The organism is Janthinobacterium sp. GMG1 (assembly GCF_034427795.1).
Lineage (GTDB): Bacteria > Pseudomonadota > Gammaproteobacteria > Burkholderiales > Burkholderiaceae_D > Janthinobacterium.
Genome location: NZ_JAXQNT010000003.1, coordinates 328816 through 346915, shown reverse-complemented (window position 1 = coordinate 346915; position 18100 = coordinate 328816). Strand labels below are relative to the sequence as shown.

Below are 18100 nucleotides of genomic sequence, written 5' to 3'. Positions count from 1 at the left end.
CCAAGTTTTCATGTTGGCAAGTTTACCATTGGCGTGCCCGGTCATGTTGAGTTTCTGGCATGGCAGCCTGGCCGGGCGGCGGCGTCTGTGCCGTGAAGGTGGCGACGGCCTCGATGGCGTGCGCCAGCGCCTGTTCCAGCGTGTCGAGCGCGGCGGCCGCGTCGTCGCCGGCGTGCAGCAGCTGTTCGGCATGCTGGGCCGCATGCAGGGTGGCGGGCAAGGCCAGGCTGCCGGCCACTCCGGCCAGCTTGTGCGCCAGCGCGGCCGCGTCGTCGCGTGCATTGGCCGCCAGCAGCGCGCGCATGGCGCCGACCGTGTTGCTGTAGGTGTCGCCAAAGCGCGACAGGTTCTGGCGGTAGGGCGCTTCATCGAGCCACTGTGCCATCCCTTGCGCCACGTCGATCGCGGACGCCGCGCCGCCAGGCAGCACGGGCATCGTCCCTTCGGCCATGACCGGCGGCAGGACTGGCACCGTTTGCGCATGACGCCGGTGCGCGCGCGCCACCAGGGCGATGGTCTGCGGCACGTCGAACGGTTTGCTGATGAAATGGTTCACGCCCGCTTCCAATGCCGCCACGCGCTGCGTCTGGAAGGCGCCGGCCGTCAGCGCCACCACGGGCAGGTCCTGGAACTGCGGCAACTGGCGCAGCGCGCGCGTCGCCTGCAAGCCATCCATGACGGGCATCTGCACATCCATCAGCACGATGTCGACGTCGGCGGGGTGGGCCAGCAGCCAGTCCAGCGCCTGCCTGCCATCGCAGGCGAACGAGGGCACGGCGCCCTGGTCGCACAGGATATGCCTGACCACGTCGCGGTTGATCTCGCTGTCGTCGACTACCAGCACGCGCACGCCGGCCAGCTGGCGCTCTCTCAGCGGAACAAGACTGGCGTCCAGGCCGGCGACCCTGGCGCGCTTCTGGCGCGCCTCCATGGTCGCGTTGTACAGGCTGGAAGCGGTCACCGGCTCGTTGAGAATGGCATCGGCGGCATTGGCCGGGTCGGTGCGCCGGCGCGCCGGCGTTGACGCTGGCGCGCCGCTGGCGGCCAGGATGACGACGGGGCAGTCCTGCGGCGGCAAGTATTCGCGCAGCGCGCGCGCCGTGGCTTCACCGTCCAGGTCCGGCATGCGCGCGGCCAGCAGGACGACGCCGGGCCGCTCGCCGTCGGCGCAGGCCAGCGCATAATCGAGTGCCGCCTGGCCGCCGGATACGGCATGCACGCTCCAGCCCAGGCCGCGCGCCACGGCGTCCACGGCGGCGCGCGCGTCGGCGTTGCCGTCGGCCAGCAAGACGCGCAGGCCCTGCATGTCCTGCATGTCGGGCGAGGACAGGGTGCCGGCGGGCATCAGTTGCAGCGGCACCGTGAAACTGAACGCGCTGCCCTGGCCCAGCTCGCTTTTCAGCTGCAGGGTGCCGCCCATCAGGCTGACCAGCTGGCGGCAGATGGTCAAGCCCAGTCCCGTGCCGCCGAAGCGGCGCGTGGTGGAACTGTCGGCTTGGGCGAAGGCGGAAAAGATCGCTTCCTGCACCTCGGGGGCGATGCCGATGCCCGTGTCGCGCACGCAAAAGCGCAGCATGGCGGCGTCGCCGTCGCGGCTGTCCAGTGTGGTCAGCAGTTCGACCGTGCCCTGTGGCGTGAACTTGATGGCATTGCTGCCCAGGTTGACCAGCACTTGCTCGAGCCGCAGCGCGTCACCGAGCACGTGGTCGATGCCGACTGGCAGCGGCCCGATCCGCACGGCAATCGGCTTGTCGTGCGCGGCCACGCTCATGCTGGCGCTGATCTTCTCGATCACCTCGGTCAGGCGGAACGGCGCCTGCTCGATGGTCATGTGGCCCGCCTCGATTTTCGACACGTCCAGCACGTCATTGATGATGCCCAGCAGGGACTGGCCGGCGGCGCGGATCTTGCGCGTCATCAGCAGCCCCTCCTCATCCAGGCTGCCCCTTTCCAGCAGCCAGGCCATGCCCAGGATGGCGTTCAGGGGCGAGCGGATTTCATGGCTCATGTTGGCGAGGAATTCCGCCTTGCTGCGGTTGGCCGCTTCGGCCCCGTCGCGCGCCAGCAGCATGGCCGCCTCGGCCTGCTTTTGCGCGGAAATATCCTGGGCGAAGATCAAGGTGGCCGGCCCATCCTTGAGCATGACGCGCGTGCTGGTCTTGAGGATGGGCACGGGCCGGCCCTGCTTGTCCAGGCCGACGGCTTCAAACATCTGTTCGCTGGCCGAATCGGCCTCGATCAGCGCCTCGTTGCTTGCCAGCGCCACTTGCGAGTCGGCCGTGAGCATGGTGTGCCAGGCCAGGCCGCTCAGGTCATCCTCGGGCGCATAGCCATGCAGGTGGCGGTAGCGCGGGTTGGAGTACACGAAGCGTCCATGGCGCAAGATGGCGATTGCCACGGGCGCGTCTTCGATCAAGGTGCGAAAGCGCGTTTCGCTGTCGGACACGGCCTGCATGGCCTGGCGCTCCCTTTCCTGTTCCACCTGCCAGGCGGCTTGCTGCCGGCGGCGCCGCTGGCTCCAGAACAACAGGCCGGCCGCCGCCAGCGCCAGCATGGCAAAGCCGAGGATGTAGCCCAGCGCCTGGCGCCGCAGCGGGGCGGCGATGGCCGCCTCTTCGCGGCTCAGGCCGATGATCAGGGCGCGGTCCATGTGCAGCGCAGGCGGGGCAATGGTTGCCATCGCCATGACACGGGGGGAGGCACCGGCGCCGGCAATCTCGACGCCGCTCAACACGCCCGCCTGAAAGCCGCTGTCGCGGAAGCGCCGCAGGAAGCTGCCGGGCACGTCCATATTGGCGCCATTCGCGCTCCTGGCCGGATAGTTCAGGAATTGCAGGCCGTCGCCATGCACGACGACGGCCCAGACATCGGCCGCATACATGGCGGTGCGGAACTTGGCCGTGAAGTATTCGCGGTCGAAGGTGGCCACCACGACGCCGGCAAAGCGGCCTTGCCGGTCCTGCACCATGCGCGACGCCGTAATGACCAGGTCACGCTTGAAGGACAGGAAAGGCGCCGAGATGTACAGCATGCGCGCATCGGGGGCATCGCGCGCCGTCTGGAAGTAGCCGCGGCGCGAAAAATCCTGGCCGGCCAGTTCCGGGATGTTGGTGGCGACCGGCTTGCCGCTGGCATCGATGACCAGCATGGTGCGCACGCCCGGCATGGCGTCGACCAGCGCGGCCAGGCGCCGGGGCAGCGCTTGCCCGGCGTCGGGCGCGGCGCCCGCGGCAAGGTAGTCGCGGATCACGCCGTCGAGCACCAGGTTGGTTGCCGCCAGGTCGACTTCGATATTTTTTGCCAGCAGCGCCGTCAGCACGCTGAGCCGCTCACGCTCGGCCGCATCGTGCCGCGACGCTTCGGCCAGGTGCGCGTAGGCGAGGGCGGCAGCCACGATCAGCAGCCCGAGGAGCAAAAACAGCCATTCGATCAATCGTCTGCGCACTGCCGCCGCGTCTGTGTGGTAGCTCATGTGGCGATGCTATACCCGATATGCACGGAGAACAACTTTTGCGCATGACTACGCAGATGATAGTGTGGCCAATTTGCCGCCAGGCGGCAGCCGCTGGCTAGCGTGCCAGCCAGCGCTCGACCATCGCGCGCAGCTGGGCGGCCGTGAAGGGCTTGGACAGGTAATCGTCCATGCCGGCCGCCACGCAGCGCTGCCGGTCGTCTTCGGTGGCGCCGGCCGTCAGGGCGATGACGGGCAGGCGCGGCGCGCCGCTGGCCGCTTCGCGGGCGCGCAGGGCCTGGCACGCCTGGTAGCCGTCCATGACGGGCATCATGCAGTCCATCAGGACCAGGTCGTACGGCTGCGCGGCCAGCGCTTGCAGGCCCAGCGCGCCGTTTTCCGCCGTGTCGATGCTGTAGCCGCAGGCACTCAGCTGCAGGCATACCAGCTGGCGGTTCAGCGCCGTATCCTCGACCAGCAGGATGCGCGCATCCGGCGCCATCTCTTGTTCCTGCGGCTGGGCGGCATCCGCTGGTTCCGCGCGCTCCTGGCGCCGCAGCAGGGCCAGGATCAGCGCGATGGCCCCGGCCAGCACGAACAGGCTGACCACGGCCTCGCCGCCCATGGTGTGCAGCATGCGCCGCCAGCCCGCCAGGTAGGCGTCGTCCGTCACGGTCACGTTGATGGCCAGCGGATAGTCGCGCACCAGACGGATGGCGGCCAGGCGGTCGACCGCGCGCGGCGTGTCCACCAGCAGCACGCCATCGCTCTTGCCCTGTTCCAGCAGGCGGTAGGTGCTGCCCGTCAGGTTGCGCTTGCCCATCATGGCGGGCACGGCCGGCCAGCGGGCCAGCAGCGTGTAGTCGCTGCGGTACAGGGAAAAGGCCGTGTGCTCGCCGATGCTGGTGTTCTGGAAGAATTTACTGAAGAAGTCGCACGACAGGCCGACCAGCACCACCCCCAGGAAGCGGCCGTCCGTGCCGCTGATGCGCCGGCTGATATAAAAGGTCCAGGCGCCATTGCCCTTGTTTTGCACGGGCGCGCTGACATGCATGCCGCCGTCCGGGTTGCGCCGGTGATACTCGAAGTAATCGCGCTCGTCGAGGCGGATGGGTGGCGCGGGAAAGGCGCGGCTGAAGGCCAGCACGCTGGCATCGCCGCCGACGATGGACACCACGTCCACCTGCGGCACGCCGCTGATCTTGTGCCGCAGCATCTGGTGCATGGCCGGGGTGCCGACGGCGGCGGCCAGCGCTTGCGCGTCCGCGGGGGCGCCGGCATGGATGTCGTTGCTGACGCTGTCGAGCACCAGCCTGGCCGCGGTAATGCTCTGCGCCGTGTTTTCCGCCAGCAGCAGCGACAGCTTGGACAGGTCCTGTTTCCAGTCATCGACGGCTTTGCGGTGCAGCAGTACGCCGGAGACGACGATGCTCAGTGCCAGCAGGCCCACCAGCACCAGGCCCACGACGGCCGCCGTGGTGCGCGGCCGATAGCGGTGCACCAGGCGCAGGGCGGCCTGGCGCACGTTCATGCCTGCGCGCCCGTGTAGTCAAGCATGCTGCGGCGTACCTCCAGCGCCACTGCGTCGACCAGCGCCGCCGTCTCGTCGAGCCAGCCGGCTGCCGCCATGCCGTGGTGGCGTACCAGATGCTCAAGTTCCGCCAGGCGCGCCACCAGGGCGCTGGCGCCCAGCAGGGCGACGGTGCCGCGCAAGGTATGGCAGCTGTGCACGATGGCTTGCGCCACGCCGCCGCGCACGGCTTGCTCGACGTGCGCAAACATGGCTGGCGACGTATCGAGGTAGGTCTGCGACAGGGCGCGGAACATCTCCAGGTCGTGGCCGGTGGCCTGGAACAGCACGGCAGGATCGATGTGGCGATAGGCTGGCATGGCGGCTCCGTGGCGAGGGACTGCGGTGGCGGGCTAGGCGGCCAGGCTGTTGCGCCGCGCATGGCCGGCGCAGCAGGCGCGCAGATAGCCGCGCAGCTCGTCGTAATTGACGGGCTTGGCAAAGAACACCACGCCGGGCGGCACGCCGCCACGTTCTTCCAGTTCCTCCGGCGTCAGGCTCGACAGCATGGCGATGTGCATGTCCGCCAGCAACGGGTCGGCCAGGATGGTGCGGATCACCTCGTAGCCGTCGATGCCTTCCATGATGATGTCGGCCAGCAGGATGTCGGGCTGGTCGCGGGCGATTTCCATCAGCGCCTGGTAGCCGTTTTCGCAAAAGCGCAAGCTTGCCTGCAAGCCCCAGGAACCGATCTGCTTTTCATACAGCGCGCGCTCGATCGGATTGTCTTCGATCACCAGAATCGAGGGCGGGCGGCCCGACGGGGCGGGGCGGTTGGCGCGTGCCGCGCGCTGGTCCTGGCCCGGCTGGCCGGGATTGCCCTTGTAGGCCTCGACGGCCGCCAGGGGAATGCGCCGGTGGCCGCCCTTGGTCTTCCAGGCTTCGATCGCGCCGGCCTCGACCAGTTGCTGCACCGAGGTGACCGAGATGCCGAGGATTTCGGCGGCCTTTTGGGTGGTGCAAACGTCTGCAGTGTGCATGATGGGCTCTATGGTCGCGGATGAAGTTGTAGGGAATGATACGCAATCGCGCTCAAGAAATCAATTTCAACGAATTAGATGAATTCACTAAAAACATGAGTGTAGCGGACCGGGGCCTGGCGCGCGCTCATGGCCGGCTTTCTACGCCGCTGCGATCGTCGGCCAGCACCGCGCCCGTTTGCAGGGCCGTGACGGCTTGCGACAGCGCATCGAGCGCCATCAGCAGCTCCGCGTGCAGGCGGTGCAGCGCTCCGATATCGTTGGAAAAGCCCGCATGCACGGCCTGGCGCGCCAGCGCCTGCAAGTGGAGCATGCCCATGGCCTGGCTGCCGTCGAGAAGCTCCTGCGCCAGCACGCGCGCCGGTGCAGCCCGCTCGCAGCGCAGCGCATGGGCGATTCCGGCCAGGCGGTCGCGCGACTCGGCCACGAACAGGGCCAGAATCTCGCCCTGCAGGCGCCGGTCGTGGCCGAACATGGCGTCTAGGCGGGCCGGTTCGAATGGCGGCGCGCCCGGCGTCAGGGGCGCTTGCGGCGGCGGTGCGCTGTCAGCCACTTTGGTCGGCGGCACCCCCCTGCGCGTTTGCAGCAACTGGTGCAGATCGGCTGGCTCCGCACAGCCTGCCTGGCGCCAGCGGGTGCGGCGCCAGAGCAGGGCGGCCAGCAGCAACAGCAGGCCTGCCAGCGCCAGCGCCGGACGCATCAGCGACAGGTCTTCGCAGCGCAGGAAGGGGTGGATGGCAAGGAAGGCGTTCATGTCGGTGCTCCAGTGCGGTCTATGCGAGTGATCCTGCGTGATGGCTGATCAGAAATGCTTGGCTTCGATGCTTTTCATTTTATGATAAAAAATCGTTTTATTCGAGAAATTTGTTGTTTATTTAGTTGATTTAATTTTTTTCATAAAAAACAAAATGATTGTGGCGGACTGGACGCTCAGCTCGTGTATAAAAAGCCACACGGCATGCAGCGGGCGTTCTGGCGTGTGGCACGCTTTGTCAATTAGTGAAAAAATGCAATTTCCTTGATCGCCATCAAATACGGTGCGCAGGCGCGTGCCGCCGACTGACTCTTGTGAAGGAGCATCATGACTGCCTCTGCCCGGCCTGGACCCTTGCTTGTCATCACCGCAGTCCTCTTCATCTTGCTGGGCCTGGCGCTTGCCGGCGGCGGCGCCTGGCTCGTCAGCCTCGGCGGTTCCTGGTATTACGTCGTGGCCGGCATCGGCATGCTCATCGCGGGCGCGCTCGTGTGGAAGGGGCGGCGCAGCGCCCAGCTGTTTCTCGCGCTGCTGCTGTTCGCCACCCTGATCTGGTCCGTGATCGAAGTGAAATTCGACTGGTGGCAATTGCTGCCGCGCCTCGATATCTGGTTCGCCGCTGCCGTCTGGCTGCTGCTGCCGTTCGTCGACCGCCGCCTCGATCCGCCCTTGACGGCCGGGGCGAAACCGCGCGACGCGGGCAAGAGCGCCCTGACGGCCGCCGTGGTGCTGACGGCCGCCGTGGGCGTGTTCTCGCTGTTCCAGGACTATTACACCTTGCACGGCGAGGTGCCGGCCGAGAACATGGCGGCCGCGCCGCAAGGCGATTTCGCGCCCGGCGTGGCGCCGAATGATTGGGCCGCGTATGGCCGCTCCGGCTATGGCGACCGCTACGCGCCGGCCGCCCAGATCACGCCGGCCAACGCCGCGCAGCTGAAGCAGGCGTGGGTGTACAACACGGGCGACTTCAAGGGGCCGAACGATCCGGGCGAGATCGCCAACGAAGTCACGCCGCTGAAAGTAAACGGCATGCTGTACCTGTGCACGCCGCATAACATCGTCATCGCGCTCGATCCGGATACGGGCAAGGAGATCTGGCGCCACGATCCGAAGATCAACCGCGACGCATCGAGCTACCAGCACATGATCTGTCGTGGCGTGGCCTACTGGGACGTCAACGCGGGCCGCGCCAAGGGCGACCCGGCGCCCGAGGCGGCCGGCATGGAGTGCCCGCGCCGCATCCTCGCGCCCACCATGGATGCGACCCTGATCGCCGTGAATGCCGATACGGGCGAAGCGTGCAAAAGCTTTGGCGAAAACGGCGTGATCGGCCTGTACCACGGCATGGGCATGAAGAAGCGGGGCTTTTTGATGCCGACGTCGCCACCGGCCGTGGCGCAGAACGTGGTGGTGATGGCCGCCAGCGTGACCGACAACTTTTCCACGGAAGAGCCGTCCGGCGTGATCCGCGGCTACGATCCCGTCACGGGCAAGCTGATGTGGAACTGGGATGCCTCGAACCCCGACGACACGGCGCCGATTGCCGATGGCAAGACCTACACCAACAATTCGCCCAATTCCTGGGGCGTGTCCAGCGTCGATGAAAAGCTGGGCATGGTGTACATTCCGATGGGCAATGAAACGCCCGACACGTGGGGCGGCAACCGCAATCCCCATGGCGAAAAATACAATAGCGCCATCGTCGCGCTGGACCTGGCGACCGGTAAAGTACGCTGGGTCTACCAGACCGTGCACCACGATATCTGGGACATGGATATCGGCGGCCAGCCGACCCTGGTCGACATCGACACGCCAAAAGGCAAGGTTCCGTCCGTGGTTGCCACGACCAAGCGGGGCGATATCTACGTGATCGACCGCCGCGATGGCAGCCTGGTGGTGCCGGCACCGGAAAAACCCGTGCCGACGGCCAACGCGGCTCCCGGCGACCGCTTGTCGCCCACGCAGCCATTCTCGGCCCTCACTTTCTTGCCAGAGAAAAACATCAGCGAAACGGATATGTGGGGCACCACGCCGTTCGACCAGCTGGCGTGCCGCATCATCTTCCGCCAGCATCGCTATGAAGGGCCGTTCACGCCGCAGACCGTGGCCGAAGGCAAGATCAAGGGCGCCATCATCTCACCGGGCCCGCTCGGCATCTTCGAGTGGGGCGGGGCGGCCGTCGATCCCGTGCGTCAATTGTTGCTGGTCAATCCAGACTACATGGGCTTTTTGGAACGCCTGGTGCCGCGCGCGCAAGCGAACGCCAAGGGCGGCACGGGCTCGGAAATGGGCTTGCAGCCGCAGACGGGCGTGCCGTTTGCCGTGGAAATCAAGCCCTTCCTGTCGCCGCTGGGTTTCCCATGCCAGGCGCCGCCGTGGGGCTATATCGCCGCTGTCGACTTGCGCACGATGAAAAAAGTGTGGATGCACAAGAACGGCACCACGCGCGACAGCGCCCCCGTGCCCATCGCCTTGCCGCTGGGCGTGCCCAGCCTGGGCGGCATCAGCACCACGGGCGGCGGCGTGGCCTTCCTCAGCAGCACGCTCGACTACTACATCCGCGGCTACGATGTGCGCAACGGCAAGACCGTGTGGAAAGCCCGTCTGCCGGCAGGCGGCCAAGCTACGCCGATGAGTTACGTGTCCGACAAGACGGGCAAGCAATATGTCGTCGTCATGGCCGGCGGCCACGGTTCGCTGGGCACGAAGATGGGTGATAGCCTGGTGGCATTTGCCTTGCCGGATGCGGCGGTGGAGAAGAAAAAGTAGGGAGAATAGGGGTAAGGCGGAAAGTGCCGGGGTTGGATCCTGATGGGCCGACCCCGGCACTTTGCTTTTGGCTTATTGCGCCGCCAATCCCAGCTTCAAGCCCACCAGCTTGCCCGGTGCGGCCTCCGTTTTTTCCGGCGCGCCCGCACTGACCCTGGTCGCCGGCGTGCCGTCCTGCTGCAGGGCCGCCAGAATCGCTGCGCTGCGCTGGGTGCCCAGCTTGCTCAAGGCGTCGGCAGGCAGGGGCTGCTTGGCTTCCAGCTGCTCGCGCAAGCCGTTGTAGAACGCGCCCGTGTCGGCTACTTGCGGCTCTCCCTCGATCAGCTTGCCCAGGCGTTGCAGGACGGGGATCTTTGCCGCCGGAGCGGAGGCCGCCGTTGCCGCAGGCGTAGCCGACTCCGCCGCCTTTTTCTGCTTGTCCAGCTCGGCCTTGCCGAAGCGTTCGCCGTACAGGTCGCGCAGGGCGCCCCGTATCTTGCGTTCGCCCAGGTTCAACGGTCCCGGTTCCTCTCCCGCTTCCAGCTTGATGCCGGCCTTGGCGGCCACGGCGCGGCGCACTGCCTGGGCGCGCAGGGCGGCCGCGTCCGTATCGCTGTACTGGCCAGGCACGGCCAGCTTCAGCTGCTCGCGCTTGGCGAGGATTTGCGCCACCTGCTTGATTTTCTCCCGTTCGGGCGGCAGCAGCACGGCGCTGCCCGCATCGAAATCGATCGATTCGAGCTTGTCGGCGCTGATGCCCAGCAAGTTGCCCAGCGCACGGAACGGCGCCGTGACGATTTTCGTCAGCACATTGCCCACGGCTTTCCAGATCAGGGCGCCATAGCTGAATTGCGGGTCGTTCATGTCGCCCGACACGGGCAGGCCCAGGTCGATGCGACCATCGCTATCCTTGAGGATGGCCAGCGCCAGTTCCAGCGGCAGCTTCAGGGCGTCCGGGCTGTCGATGCGCTCGCCCAGGGTCAGCTTGTCGAGCACGATCTGGTTGGTGCCGTCGAGCTGGCGGTTGCGCACCTTGTATTGCAAGTCCAGCGAAATCTTGCCTTCGGCCACCTTGTAGCCGGCGAACTTCATCGTGTACGGCGAGGCGGAGACCATGTCGACATTCTTGAAGACAACGTTCAAGTCCGTGTTGTCGGTCGGGGCGAACGGGTTCAGCTGTCCACGCACGCGGGCCAGGCCGAACTCGTCGATGCGGCCGTCGAGTTCGATCTGGCTGCGCGCATCGCGTTTCGTCGACAGGCCCGTGACGACGCCATTGAGTTCATAGATCTTGGCGGCGAACTGGGGCCGCAAGCTGAGGTCGGCAAAGTCCAGCTTGGCGTTTTGCAGGCGTACCCGGCGCACGCGCACGGGGAAGGCGGCGTCGGCCGTCGGCGTGGCGGCGGCAGGCGCCGGAGCGGTGGCAGGCTCGGGCACCTTCACCAGCAGGCGCTGCGCGTTCAGGCTGCGGTCATTTTCGATGATCAGCTGGGCGTTCGGTTCCACCACGCGCAGCTCGGGGATGTCGATAAAATCCGGGCCCACGCTGGCCGTCAGCTTGTCGGCGCGCACGCTTTTCCACGAGGCGAAGCGCTTGCCATCCGTTTCATTGAGCACGAGGCCGGCGATATCCACGCCGCCCTCATAGCGTACTTTCGGCGCTTTCGGCGCGCCGCCGCCTGTCGTCAGGCGGCCGCTGCCCGAAAGCGAGCCGCCTGCCAGTTTCAGTTTGATGTGCTGCGCCAGCAAGGGTTGCACGGGTGCCAGGGTCAGCTGTTTCAAATTCAGTTGCGCATCGACGGCGCCCGTGCCTGGCACGAATTTGCCGTTGGCCGTGAGCAAGCCGCCTTCGCGCAGGCCCACGCCCAGTTCGAACGGCAGCGCCTGCTTCATATCGTTGCTGACGTTGTGCAGCGACAGACGGGCATCTTGCAAGGTACCCTTGATGCCAGTGCCCGCATCGTCGAAACGGGCACCGAACTTGCTCAGTTCTACCTTGTCTACCTTGGTGGACCAGGGCGCGGATGGTTCGTCCTTGCCCGCATCGGCTTTGCCGGAGGCAAACACGGGCAGCTTTTGTGCAATCGCAAATTCGCCGTGGCGGTTGCGCGCCAGGTCGATCTGCGCGCCGCTGGCTGTCACGGCGCCCAGGTGCACGGTATGTGCCGCCAGGTCGATCTTGCCTTCCGTAAAACCCAATTGGGCCAGCTTGAACGGCGTTTGCGCGCCGCGTTGCATGGCCAGATCGGCCAGGCTGAAACTGGCGCCGTCGATCATGGTGGCCATGCCCGCGGGACCTTGCTGCAAGCCCAGCTGCAGCTGCAGTTGCAACTGTTTCGCGCTCAATTGCAGGGCCGGCGAGACGGTTTCATCGATGGCGGACACGTCCACGTTGGCCAGCGCCAGCTGCTTCAAGTCCACCTTCCACTTGCCAGGCTTGGCTGGTGCGGCGGGTGCGGCGGTGGCCGATGCGGCTGGCGCGGGATTAGCCGGCAGCATCAGGTTCGCCACGTCGATCTCGCCCTTGCTGTCGCGCCGCACGGCCACCTTGCCGCCGTACAGATTGATTTTATCCACCGTGACGTTCTGGCGCGCCAGATCCACGTTCACGCCGGCAATGCCCAGGGTGCTCAGCGAGGTAAACGGCGCGCCCTTGCCGTCTTGCACCAGCGCCAGGTCGCGCAAGGCCAGGCCCGCGCCTTTGACGGTTGCTTCCAGCTTGCCGTCGGCATACGAAAAGGCGTAGGGCAGGCGCGCCGACAGCTTGCCGCTGGTCACTAGCGCGCGCGTGTACGCTTTCAAATACGCGGCCAGGCCGGGCAGGGAGGCATCGTTCAGTATCAGTTCGCCTTCGCCACGAATCGGGCTGAGCGAGGCCGTGCCGCGCCAGTGCAGCTTGCCGCCGCGCGCCGCATCGGCGCTGAGGCTATAGCTGCCGTTGGCGTCGGGCAGGGTGGAAATATTGTCGAGCGTAAAGTTGATGGGTGTGAAGTTATCCGCATAGCCCGCCTTCTGGTCTTGCCAATCCACTTTGCCTTGTTCCAGCGCAAAGTGAGCGATGACGAGGCGCGGCATGCCGCCTTCGCTCTTTTCCGGATGCTTGCGTTGCCAGGTGGCCAGCACTTCGGCCAGGTTGAACTTGCCGTCCGGCGTGATGGTCAAATGAGTCTGTGGCGCCGTGATGCGGATTTCCGCCAGGCTCCAGGCGCGACGCACGATGGATTTCCATTCCAGCTGCACGGCCAGGGCGCCGATGGACAGCAGCGGCGCATTGTTTGCGCTGGGCGCTTCCCTGAAAGCGATCCGGTCTGCTTCCAGGCGCAAGGTGAACGGGTTGAAGCGCACATCACCGATGCTGGCCTGGCGCGCGAGTTCTTTCTCGGCAAATTTGGGTAACTGGTTTTTGATGACGTAGGGCACCAGCCAGAAGCCAGCCGCGCTGTAGGCGGCCAGGGCGCAGCCTGTGCCAACGGCCCAGCGCTGCCAGCGTTTCCAGCGAAATGTTTTCGTCTGCACGCTTTTGTTGTCGATTGTGTTCACGAACTGACCTTTTAATCTTGTTGGGCGGCACATCTTGCACGCCGTGACTGTCAGTATGCCTCTTTGCGGCCTCGTCTGCAAAATCCAAACGTGTTCAAGTGATAACAGGCGCTTAGGTGGCTTTGTTTCCTCTATAAAACTCACACATATTCACCTTTACTTGATAATGATTCTCATTATCGGTATCATGGCTGCTAACCGTAAGTTTCCATTCGTACATTTTTTCTCATTGAAAGCCCGATGTCATGCCTGTCGTCTCTCCTCGCACCCGCTTACTTCCAGTCGCCGCAGCCTTGTCGCTGGCCTTCGCTTCCCACGCCGTGCTGGCGGCCGATGCGGCCAGCGGCCAGGACGACCTGACGGCTGGCGATGAGAAAGTCATGCAAGCCGTGCAAGTGACAGGGGCGCGCGCGCAAGGCCTGGTGCCGCTCACCACGGAGGCGGGCAGCTTTCGCGGCGCCAGCATCATGGACGTGCCGTCGACCGTCAACGTGATCACGCGCGAATTGCTGGAGCAGCAAGCCGTCTCCGGCCTGTACGACGCCGTGCGCAATACGGCCGGTGTGACGCGCCAGCAAAACGGGGGAGAGACGTGGGATCAATTGGTGATACGCGGCATCGCCGTGGAAAACCGCACGAATTATCGCCTCAACGGTTCCATGCCCATCATGAACTTCTCGCAAGTGCCCATGGAAAACAAGGAAAGGGTGGAAGTGCTGAAGGGCGCCTCGGCCCTGTACTACGGTTTTACGTCGCCGGCCGGCGTCGTCAATTTCGTTACCAAGCGGGCCGGCAGCAAGCCCGTCACGAGCATGGGCTTGAGCCTCGATGACCGTGGCAGTGCCGTGGCGAATGTCGACGTGGGCCGCCGCTTTGGCGCGCAGCAGGAATTCGGTGTGCGCGTGAATGCGGCTGGCGGCACTCTGGGCTCCTACCTGGATCATGTCGGCAATGGCAACCGCCGCTTTCTCTCCACGGCGCTCGATTGGCGCGTGAGCAATAAACTGCTGTTGAAAGCGGACCTGGAATACGACCGCCGCAAGGTGACGGAGCAGGCGGGCGTGGCCTTGCCCACGGCCGTGAAAGGCGTGATCAGCTTGCCGCGCGCCGTCGATCCGCGCAAGCTGATCGGCCCGGACTGGTCGTATTTCGAGGCGCAAACGAAAAACGCGCAATTGCGCGCCGACTACGCCATTACGGATGGCTGGGCCCTGACGGTGGAAGCGGGTCACTCGGAAACGGCGCGCGACCGCCGCCTGGCCATTTTCCGCCTGAACAATGCGGCGGCGCTGGCCACGGGCGCGGGCCGCATTACGGGCAATATCCAGCACAGCGTGACGGCGTCGGACTTGCTGCGCGCGGAACTGGCCGGCAATTTCCACACGGGCTACATCGCCCACGAACTGACCCTGGGCGCGTCGCGCACGGACAAGTCGCAAGATGCTATCTACCAGAGCAATTACACGATCGCCTCGCAAAACCTGTACAACCCCGTCCCCGTGACGAATGTCGTGTTCGGTCCCAAGCCGACGGCGCCGACGACGGCCGCCTTGGATACGCGCGACACTGGACTGTACGCGCTCGACCGCATGGTCTTCAGTCCGCAATGGCAAAGCGTCATCGGCGTGCGCCGCAGCAGCTATCAAAGCGACCAGGGCGCCAGCCACTACGATGTCAGCAAGACGACGCCGATGGCCTCGCTGATCTACAAGGCCACGCCCGAGCTGTCGTTTTACGCCTCCACGGCGCGGGGGCTGGAAGAGGGCGAAACGGGTCCGACGGGTACCGTCAACCAGGGCGTCAAGATGGCGCCCGGCGTGAGCAAACAGAAAGAACTGGGTGCGCGCTGGCTGACCCCAAGCGGCACCTTGCTGTCCGCCGCCTTGTTCGACATCACGCGCCCCGGCTACTATACGAATGCCAGCAATGTGTTCACGTCGGATGGCGAACAGCGCTACCGTGGCCTGGAACTGTCGACCCAAGGCAAGCTGACGCGCCAGCTGTCGTGGCAAACGTCGGCCCAGTTCCTCGACCCTCGCTTTGCGCACATCAATGCGGACTACAACGGCAAGGCGCCGGAAAACGCGTCGAAGCGCACGGCCAGCGCCTTTCTCGCTTACGCGTTCGACGCCGTGCCTGGCCTGTCCGTCAACGGCGGCGCGTATTACTACAGCGCCCGTCCCGTCAACGACCTGAACCAGGCCTTCTTAGGTGGCGTCAGCCTGTTCAGCGCCGGCGCCCGCTATGCGAGCCGCGTGCTGGACAAGGCCGTCGTGTGGCAGCTGAACGTGGAAAATGCGGCCGGCAAGCGCTACTGGGCCGGCGCCGGCACGCGTTTGGCGTCCGGCGCGCCGCGTGCCATCAAGCTGTCGATGAAGGTGGATTTGTAAGCAAGGTTTGACTTGCGCCCTGTGCGCAGGGGCCTTGCGCTGATACAATGTTGCCATGTTCATCAGCAAAAGCAAGGCCGGCATCGTCCTGTGGATCGCGTGTATCGCCATCTTCCTGGCTACGCTCGCCCCTACGGTGTCGCGCGCGCTGACGGTCGCCAGCGGCCTGGCCGTGCCCAGCCTGGAAATCTGCTCGGTGGCGGGCGGCATGAACATGCTGCCCGCAACACTCTCCACGGACGCACCCGATACCTCGAAGGGCAGCATGCGCATGGGCGATTGTCCGTGCTGCAGCATGCATGCGGCCACCCTGGACGTGCCGCCCACGACCCTCGTGCTTGCTTCCGGCGAGCTCATCACGGGCTTGCTGCCCACGCTGTTCTACCAATCCGCCACGCCCCTGTTCGCCTGGACGCCCGTCCAACCCCGCGGTCCGCCCGCCGCTTTCTGATCTGTCCTTTCCTGAACTGCCTTGTGCCGCGCGGCAATGTGCTGTGCTGCGCTTGCGCCTGTTCGTTTTACCTCTACAGAATCTGAAAGCAGCACCATGAAACATTTACCGATATTGATTTCCCTCGCCATCGCCATGCCTGCCGTGGCGCAAACGCGCACTGAAGTTGTTCTTCCCGAGATGAAAGTCATCGTGACAGCCATCGGTGACGGCTACCGTCCCGCCGCCGACACGGCCCATATGCTCAGCAGCACACCCGGCTACAGCGTGGCGGCAGGCGGCGGCGTATCCGGCTTGCCCGTCGTCAATGGCTTTGCCGATGACCGGATCAAGATCCGCATCGACGGCATGGAATTGACTTCCGCCTGTGCCAATCACATGAATGCGCCGCTGTCGTACATCGACCCGCAGCAGGTGCAGCGCATCAAGTTGATCGCCGGCGTGACACCCGTCAGCGCGGGCGGCGACAGCATCGCCGGCACTATCGAGGTGCAATCGAACGCGCCCGTGTTCGCCCAGCCCGGCGCGGGCCTGCTGACGCAAGGCAGCTTTGCCGTGTCGGGGCGCAGCGTCAACAACAGCGTGGCGACCAGCGTGAATGCCTCGGCCGCCAGCGACACCTTGAGCGTCGGCTACAGCGGCGCTTACACCCGCGGCCACAGCTATGAAGATGGTCACGGCAACAAGGTGCTGGCCAGCATGGTTGAAAGCATCAACCAGTCCATCGTGCTGGCGGCGAAACGCGATGGACAGCAGCTGACCCTGCGCGCCGGCGTGCAGCACATTCCGTACCAGGGTTTCCCCAACCAGTACATGGACATGACGGACAACCATGGCCAGTTCGCCAATCTGGCTTACCAGGGCACATTTGCCTGGGGTGTGTTTGATGCGCGTGCCTACTGGCAGCAGACGGACCATGAAATGGGCTTTTTCACGCCCGAGCGCGCGGGCACGATGCCGATGATCACGCATGGGCGCAACACGGGCTATGCGCTGATGGCCAGCCTGCCAATGGCTGCGGGCGAGTTGCGCCTGGGCCAGGAGTGGCATGGCTTCCGCCTCGACGATTACTGGCCCGCCGTGCCTGGTTCCATGATGATGGGGCCGCGCACCTATCTGAACATCAACGATGGCAAGCGCGACCGCACTGTGCTGTTTGGCGAGCTGGAAACGCGCCACGATGCGCGCTGGACGAGCGTGCTGGGCTTGCGCGGCGAATCGGTACGCATGGACACGGGCGACGTGCAATCGTATGGCACCAACATGATGAACATGCCGGACGTGATGGCCGCCAGGGCTTTCAATGCGCGCAGCCGCAGCCAGCGCGACACGAATATTGATGCCTCGGCGCAAGCTACCTTCACGCCGGATATTGCCAGCAGCTATGAATTCGCGCTGGCGCGCAAGGTGCGCTCGCCCAACCTGTACGAGCGTTATTCCTGGGGCCGCGGCTCGATGGCCATGACCATGACCAACTGGTTTGGCGACGGCAACGGCTATGTGGGCAATATCGACTTGAAACCCGAGACGGCTTATACGGCCGCGTTCACGGCAGACTGGCATGGTGGCGGCGAGGAGGGCTGGTTCCTGCGCGTCAATCCCTACTACAGCAAGGTCGATAATTACATCGATGTCGACGTGCTAGCGTCTTTCAACCCATACATGAAAATGGGTGCGAATGGCAACTTGCTGCGCTTTGCCAACCACGACGCCAAGTTGTACGGTGCCAATGTGGCATGGCAACTGCCGTTAGCCAGAAGCGCGCGCTGGGGCAGCTTCATGGCCAGCGGCAACGCCGCATACACGCGGGGCAAGCGCAGCGATGGTGGCGAGCTGTATCGCATGATGCCGTTCAACGCCTTGCTGGCCGTCGAGCACAAGCTGGGCGCCTGGAGCAACCGCATCGAGACCAGGATCGTGGCCCGCAAGGACAAGGTCGATGCGCGCCGCTTCGAGCCGGAGACGGGCGGCTATGCGCTCGTCAACCTGCGCAGCAGCGTGGCATTGAACAAGATGGCCAGCCTGAGCGCCGGTGTCAGCAACCTGTTCAACCGCGCGTATGCGGACCCGCTCGGTGGCGTGTACCTGTCGGGCCTGAAGGCGAACGGCGGCGCACTGCAAGCCTTGCCGGCCGAGGGCCGGTCGATTGATCTGGGGCTGCAACTGACGTTCTAACAGCAATGGCGCCTTCCAGCTGCCGTTGCGGCAGGTGGAAG

The 18100-nt window shown here is 65.2% G+C and carries 10 protein-coding genes; 4 read left to right on the top strand and 6 right to left on the bottom strand.

Going from position 1 to position 18100, the window contains the following annotated elements:
• Positions 1-22 precede the first annotated feature (22 nt).
• The 5 genes from SJI03_RS10360 to SJI03_RS10340 form a co-directional block, all read right to left on the bottom strand.
• A complete protein-coding gene (locus SJI03_RS10360; RefSeq protein WP_322427112.1) occupies positions 23-3472 on the bottom strand; it encodes a response regulator in 3450 nt (1149 codons plus the stop codon).
• Between the two features lie 97 nt (positions 3473-3569).
• Positions 3570-4982, bottom strand: a complete 1413-nt coding sequence (locus SJI03_RS10355; RefSeq protein ID WP_322427111.1) for a response regulator — start codon at positions 4980-4982, stop codon at positions 3570-3572.
• Positions 4979-5341, bottom strand: coding sequence for an Hpt domain-containing protein (locus SJI03_RS10350; protein WP_322427110.1), 363 nt, complete (start codon positions 5339-5341; stop codon positions 4979-4981). The genes SJI03_RS10355 and SJI03_RS10350 overlap by 4 nt, the downstream gene beginning before the upstream one ends.
• Positions 5342-5374: 33 nt before the next feature.
• Complete coding sequence (locus tag SJI03_RS10345; RefSeq protein WP_099376983.1) at positions 5375-6001, bottom strand: response regulator; 627 nt, start codon at positions 5999-6001, stop codon at positions 5375-5377.
• A gap of 127 nt (positions 6002-6128) precedes the next feature.
• On the bottom strand, positions 6129-6755 hold the full coding sequence (locus SJI03_RS10340; protein WP_322427109.1) for a hypothetical protein: 627 nt from the start codon (positions 6753-6755) through the stop codon (positions 6129-6131).
• Positions 6756-7082: 327 nt separating this feature from the next.
• Between SJI03_RS10340 and SJI03_RS10335 the strand changes: the two genes are divergently transcribed.
• Positions 7083-9524, top strand: coding sequence for a membrane-bound PQQ-dependent dehydrogenase, glucose/quinate/shikimate family (locus SJI03_RS10335; RefSeq protein WP_322427108.1), 2442 nt, complete (start codon positions 7083-7085; stop codon positions 9522-9524).
• Positions 9525-9596: 72 nt separating this feature from the next.
• On the opposite strand, the gene SJI03_RS10330 is transcribed toward SJI03_RS10335, so the two are convergent.
• On the bottom strand, positions 9597-13043 hold the full coding sequence (locus tag SJI03_RS10330; RefSeq protein WP_322427107.1) for a DUF748 domain-containing protein: 3447 nt from the start codon (positions 13041-13043) through the stop codon (positions 9597-9599).
• A 245-nt stretch (positions 13044-13288) separates the two neighbouring features.
• On the opposite strand from SJI03_RS10330, the gene SJI03_RS10325 reads away from it, so the two are divergent.
• From SJI03_RS10325 to SJI03_RS10315, 3 genes are all read left to right on the top strand, one after another.
• Positions 13289-15433 (top strand): TonB-dependent receptor, encoded by a 2145-nt coding sequence (locus tag SJI03_RS10325; RefSeq protein ID WP_322427106.1) that lies wholly within the window; start codon positions 13289-13291, stop codon positions 15431-15433.
• A 55-nt stretch (positions 15434-15488) separates the two neighbouring features.
• Positions 15489-15884: a DUF2946 domain-containing protein gene (locus SJI03_RS10320; protein WP_322427105.1), complete on the top strand. Its 396-nt coding sequence runs from the start codon at positions 15489-15491 to the stop codon at positions 15882-15884.
• A 96-nt stretch (positions 15885-15980) separates the two neighbouring features.
• Positions 15981-18059, top strand: coding sequence for a TonB-dependent receptor (locus tag SJI03_RS10315; RefSeq protein ID WP_322427104.1), 2079 nt, complete (start codon positions 15981-15983; stop codon positions 18057-18059).
• The last annotated feature ends 41 nt before the right edge of the window (positions 18060-18100 follow it).

Excerpts from the sequence above, each read along its gene's own strand:
- SJI03_RS10350 (WP_322427110.1), bottom strand. The coding sequence starts at position 5,341 with ATGCCAGCCTATCGCCACATCGATCCTGCCGTGCTGTTCCAGGCCACC.
- SJI03_RS10355 (WP_322427111.1), bottom strand. The coding sequence starts at position 4,982 with ATGAACGTGCGCCAGGCCGCCCTGCGCCTGGTGCACCGCTATCGGCCG.
- SJI03_RS10320 (WP_322427105.1), top strand. The coding sequence starts at position 15,489 with ATGTTCATCAGCAAAAGCAAGGCCGGCATCGTCCTGTGGATCGCGTGT.
- SJI03_RS10325 (WP_322427106.1), top strand. The coding sequence starts at position 13,289 with ATGCCTGTCGTCTCTCCTCGCACCCGCTTACTTCCAGTCGCCGCAGCC.
- SJI03_RS10345 (WP_099376983.1), bottom strand. The coding sequence starts at position 6,001 with ATGCACACTGCAGACGTTTGCACCACCCAAAAGGCCGCCGAAATCCTC.
- SJI03_RS10340 (WP_322427109.1), bottom strand. The coding sequence starts at position 6,755 with ATGAACGCCTTCCTTGCCATCCACCCCTTCCTGCGCTGCGAAGACCTG.
- SJI03_RS10315 (WP_322427104.1), top strand. The coding sequence starts at position 15,981 with ATGAAACATTTACCGATATTGATTTCCCTCGCCATCGCCATGCCTGCC.
- SJI03_RS10335 (WP_322427108.1), top strand. The coding sequence starts at position 7,083 with ATGACTGCCTCTGCCCGGCCTGGACCCTTGCTTGTCATCACCGCAGTC.
- SJI03_RS10360 (WP_322427112.1), bottom strand. The coding sequence starts at position 3,472 with ATGAGCTACCACACAGACGCGGCGGCAGTGCGCAGACGATTGATCGAA.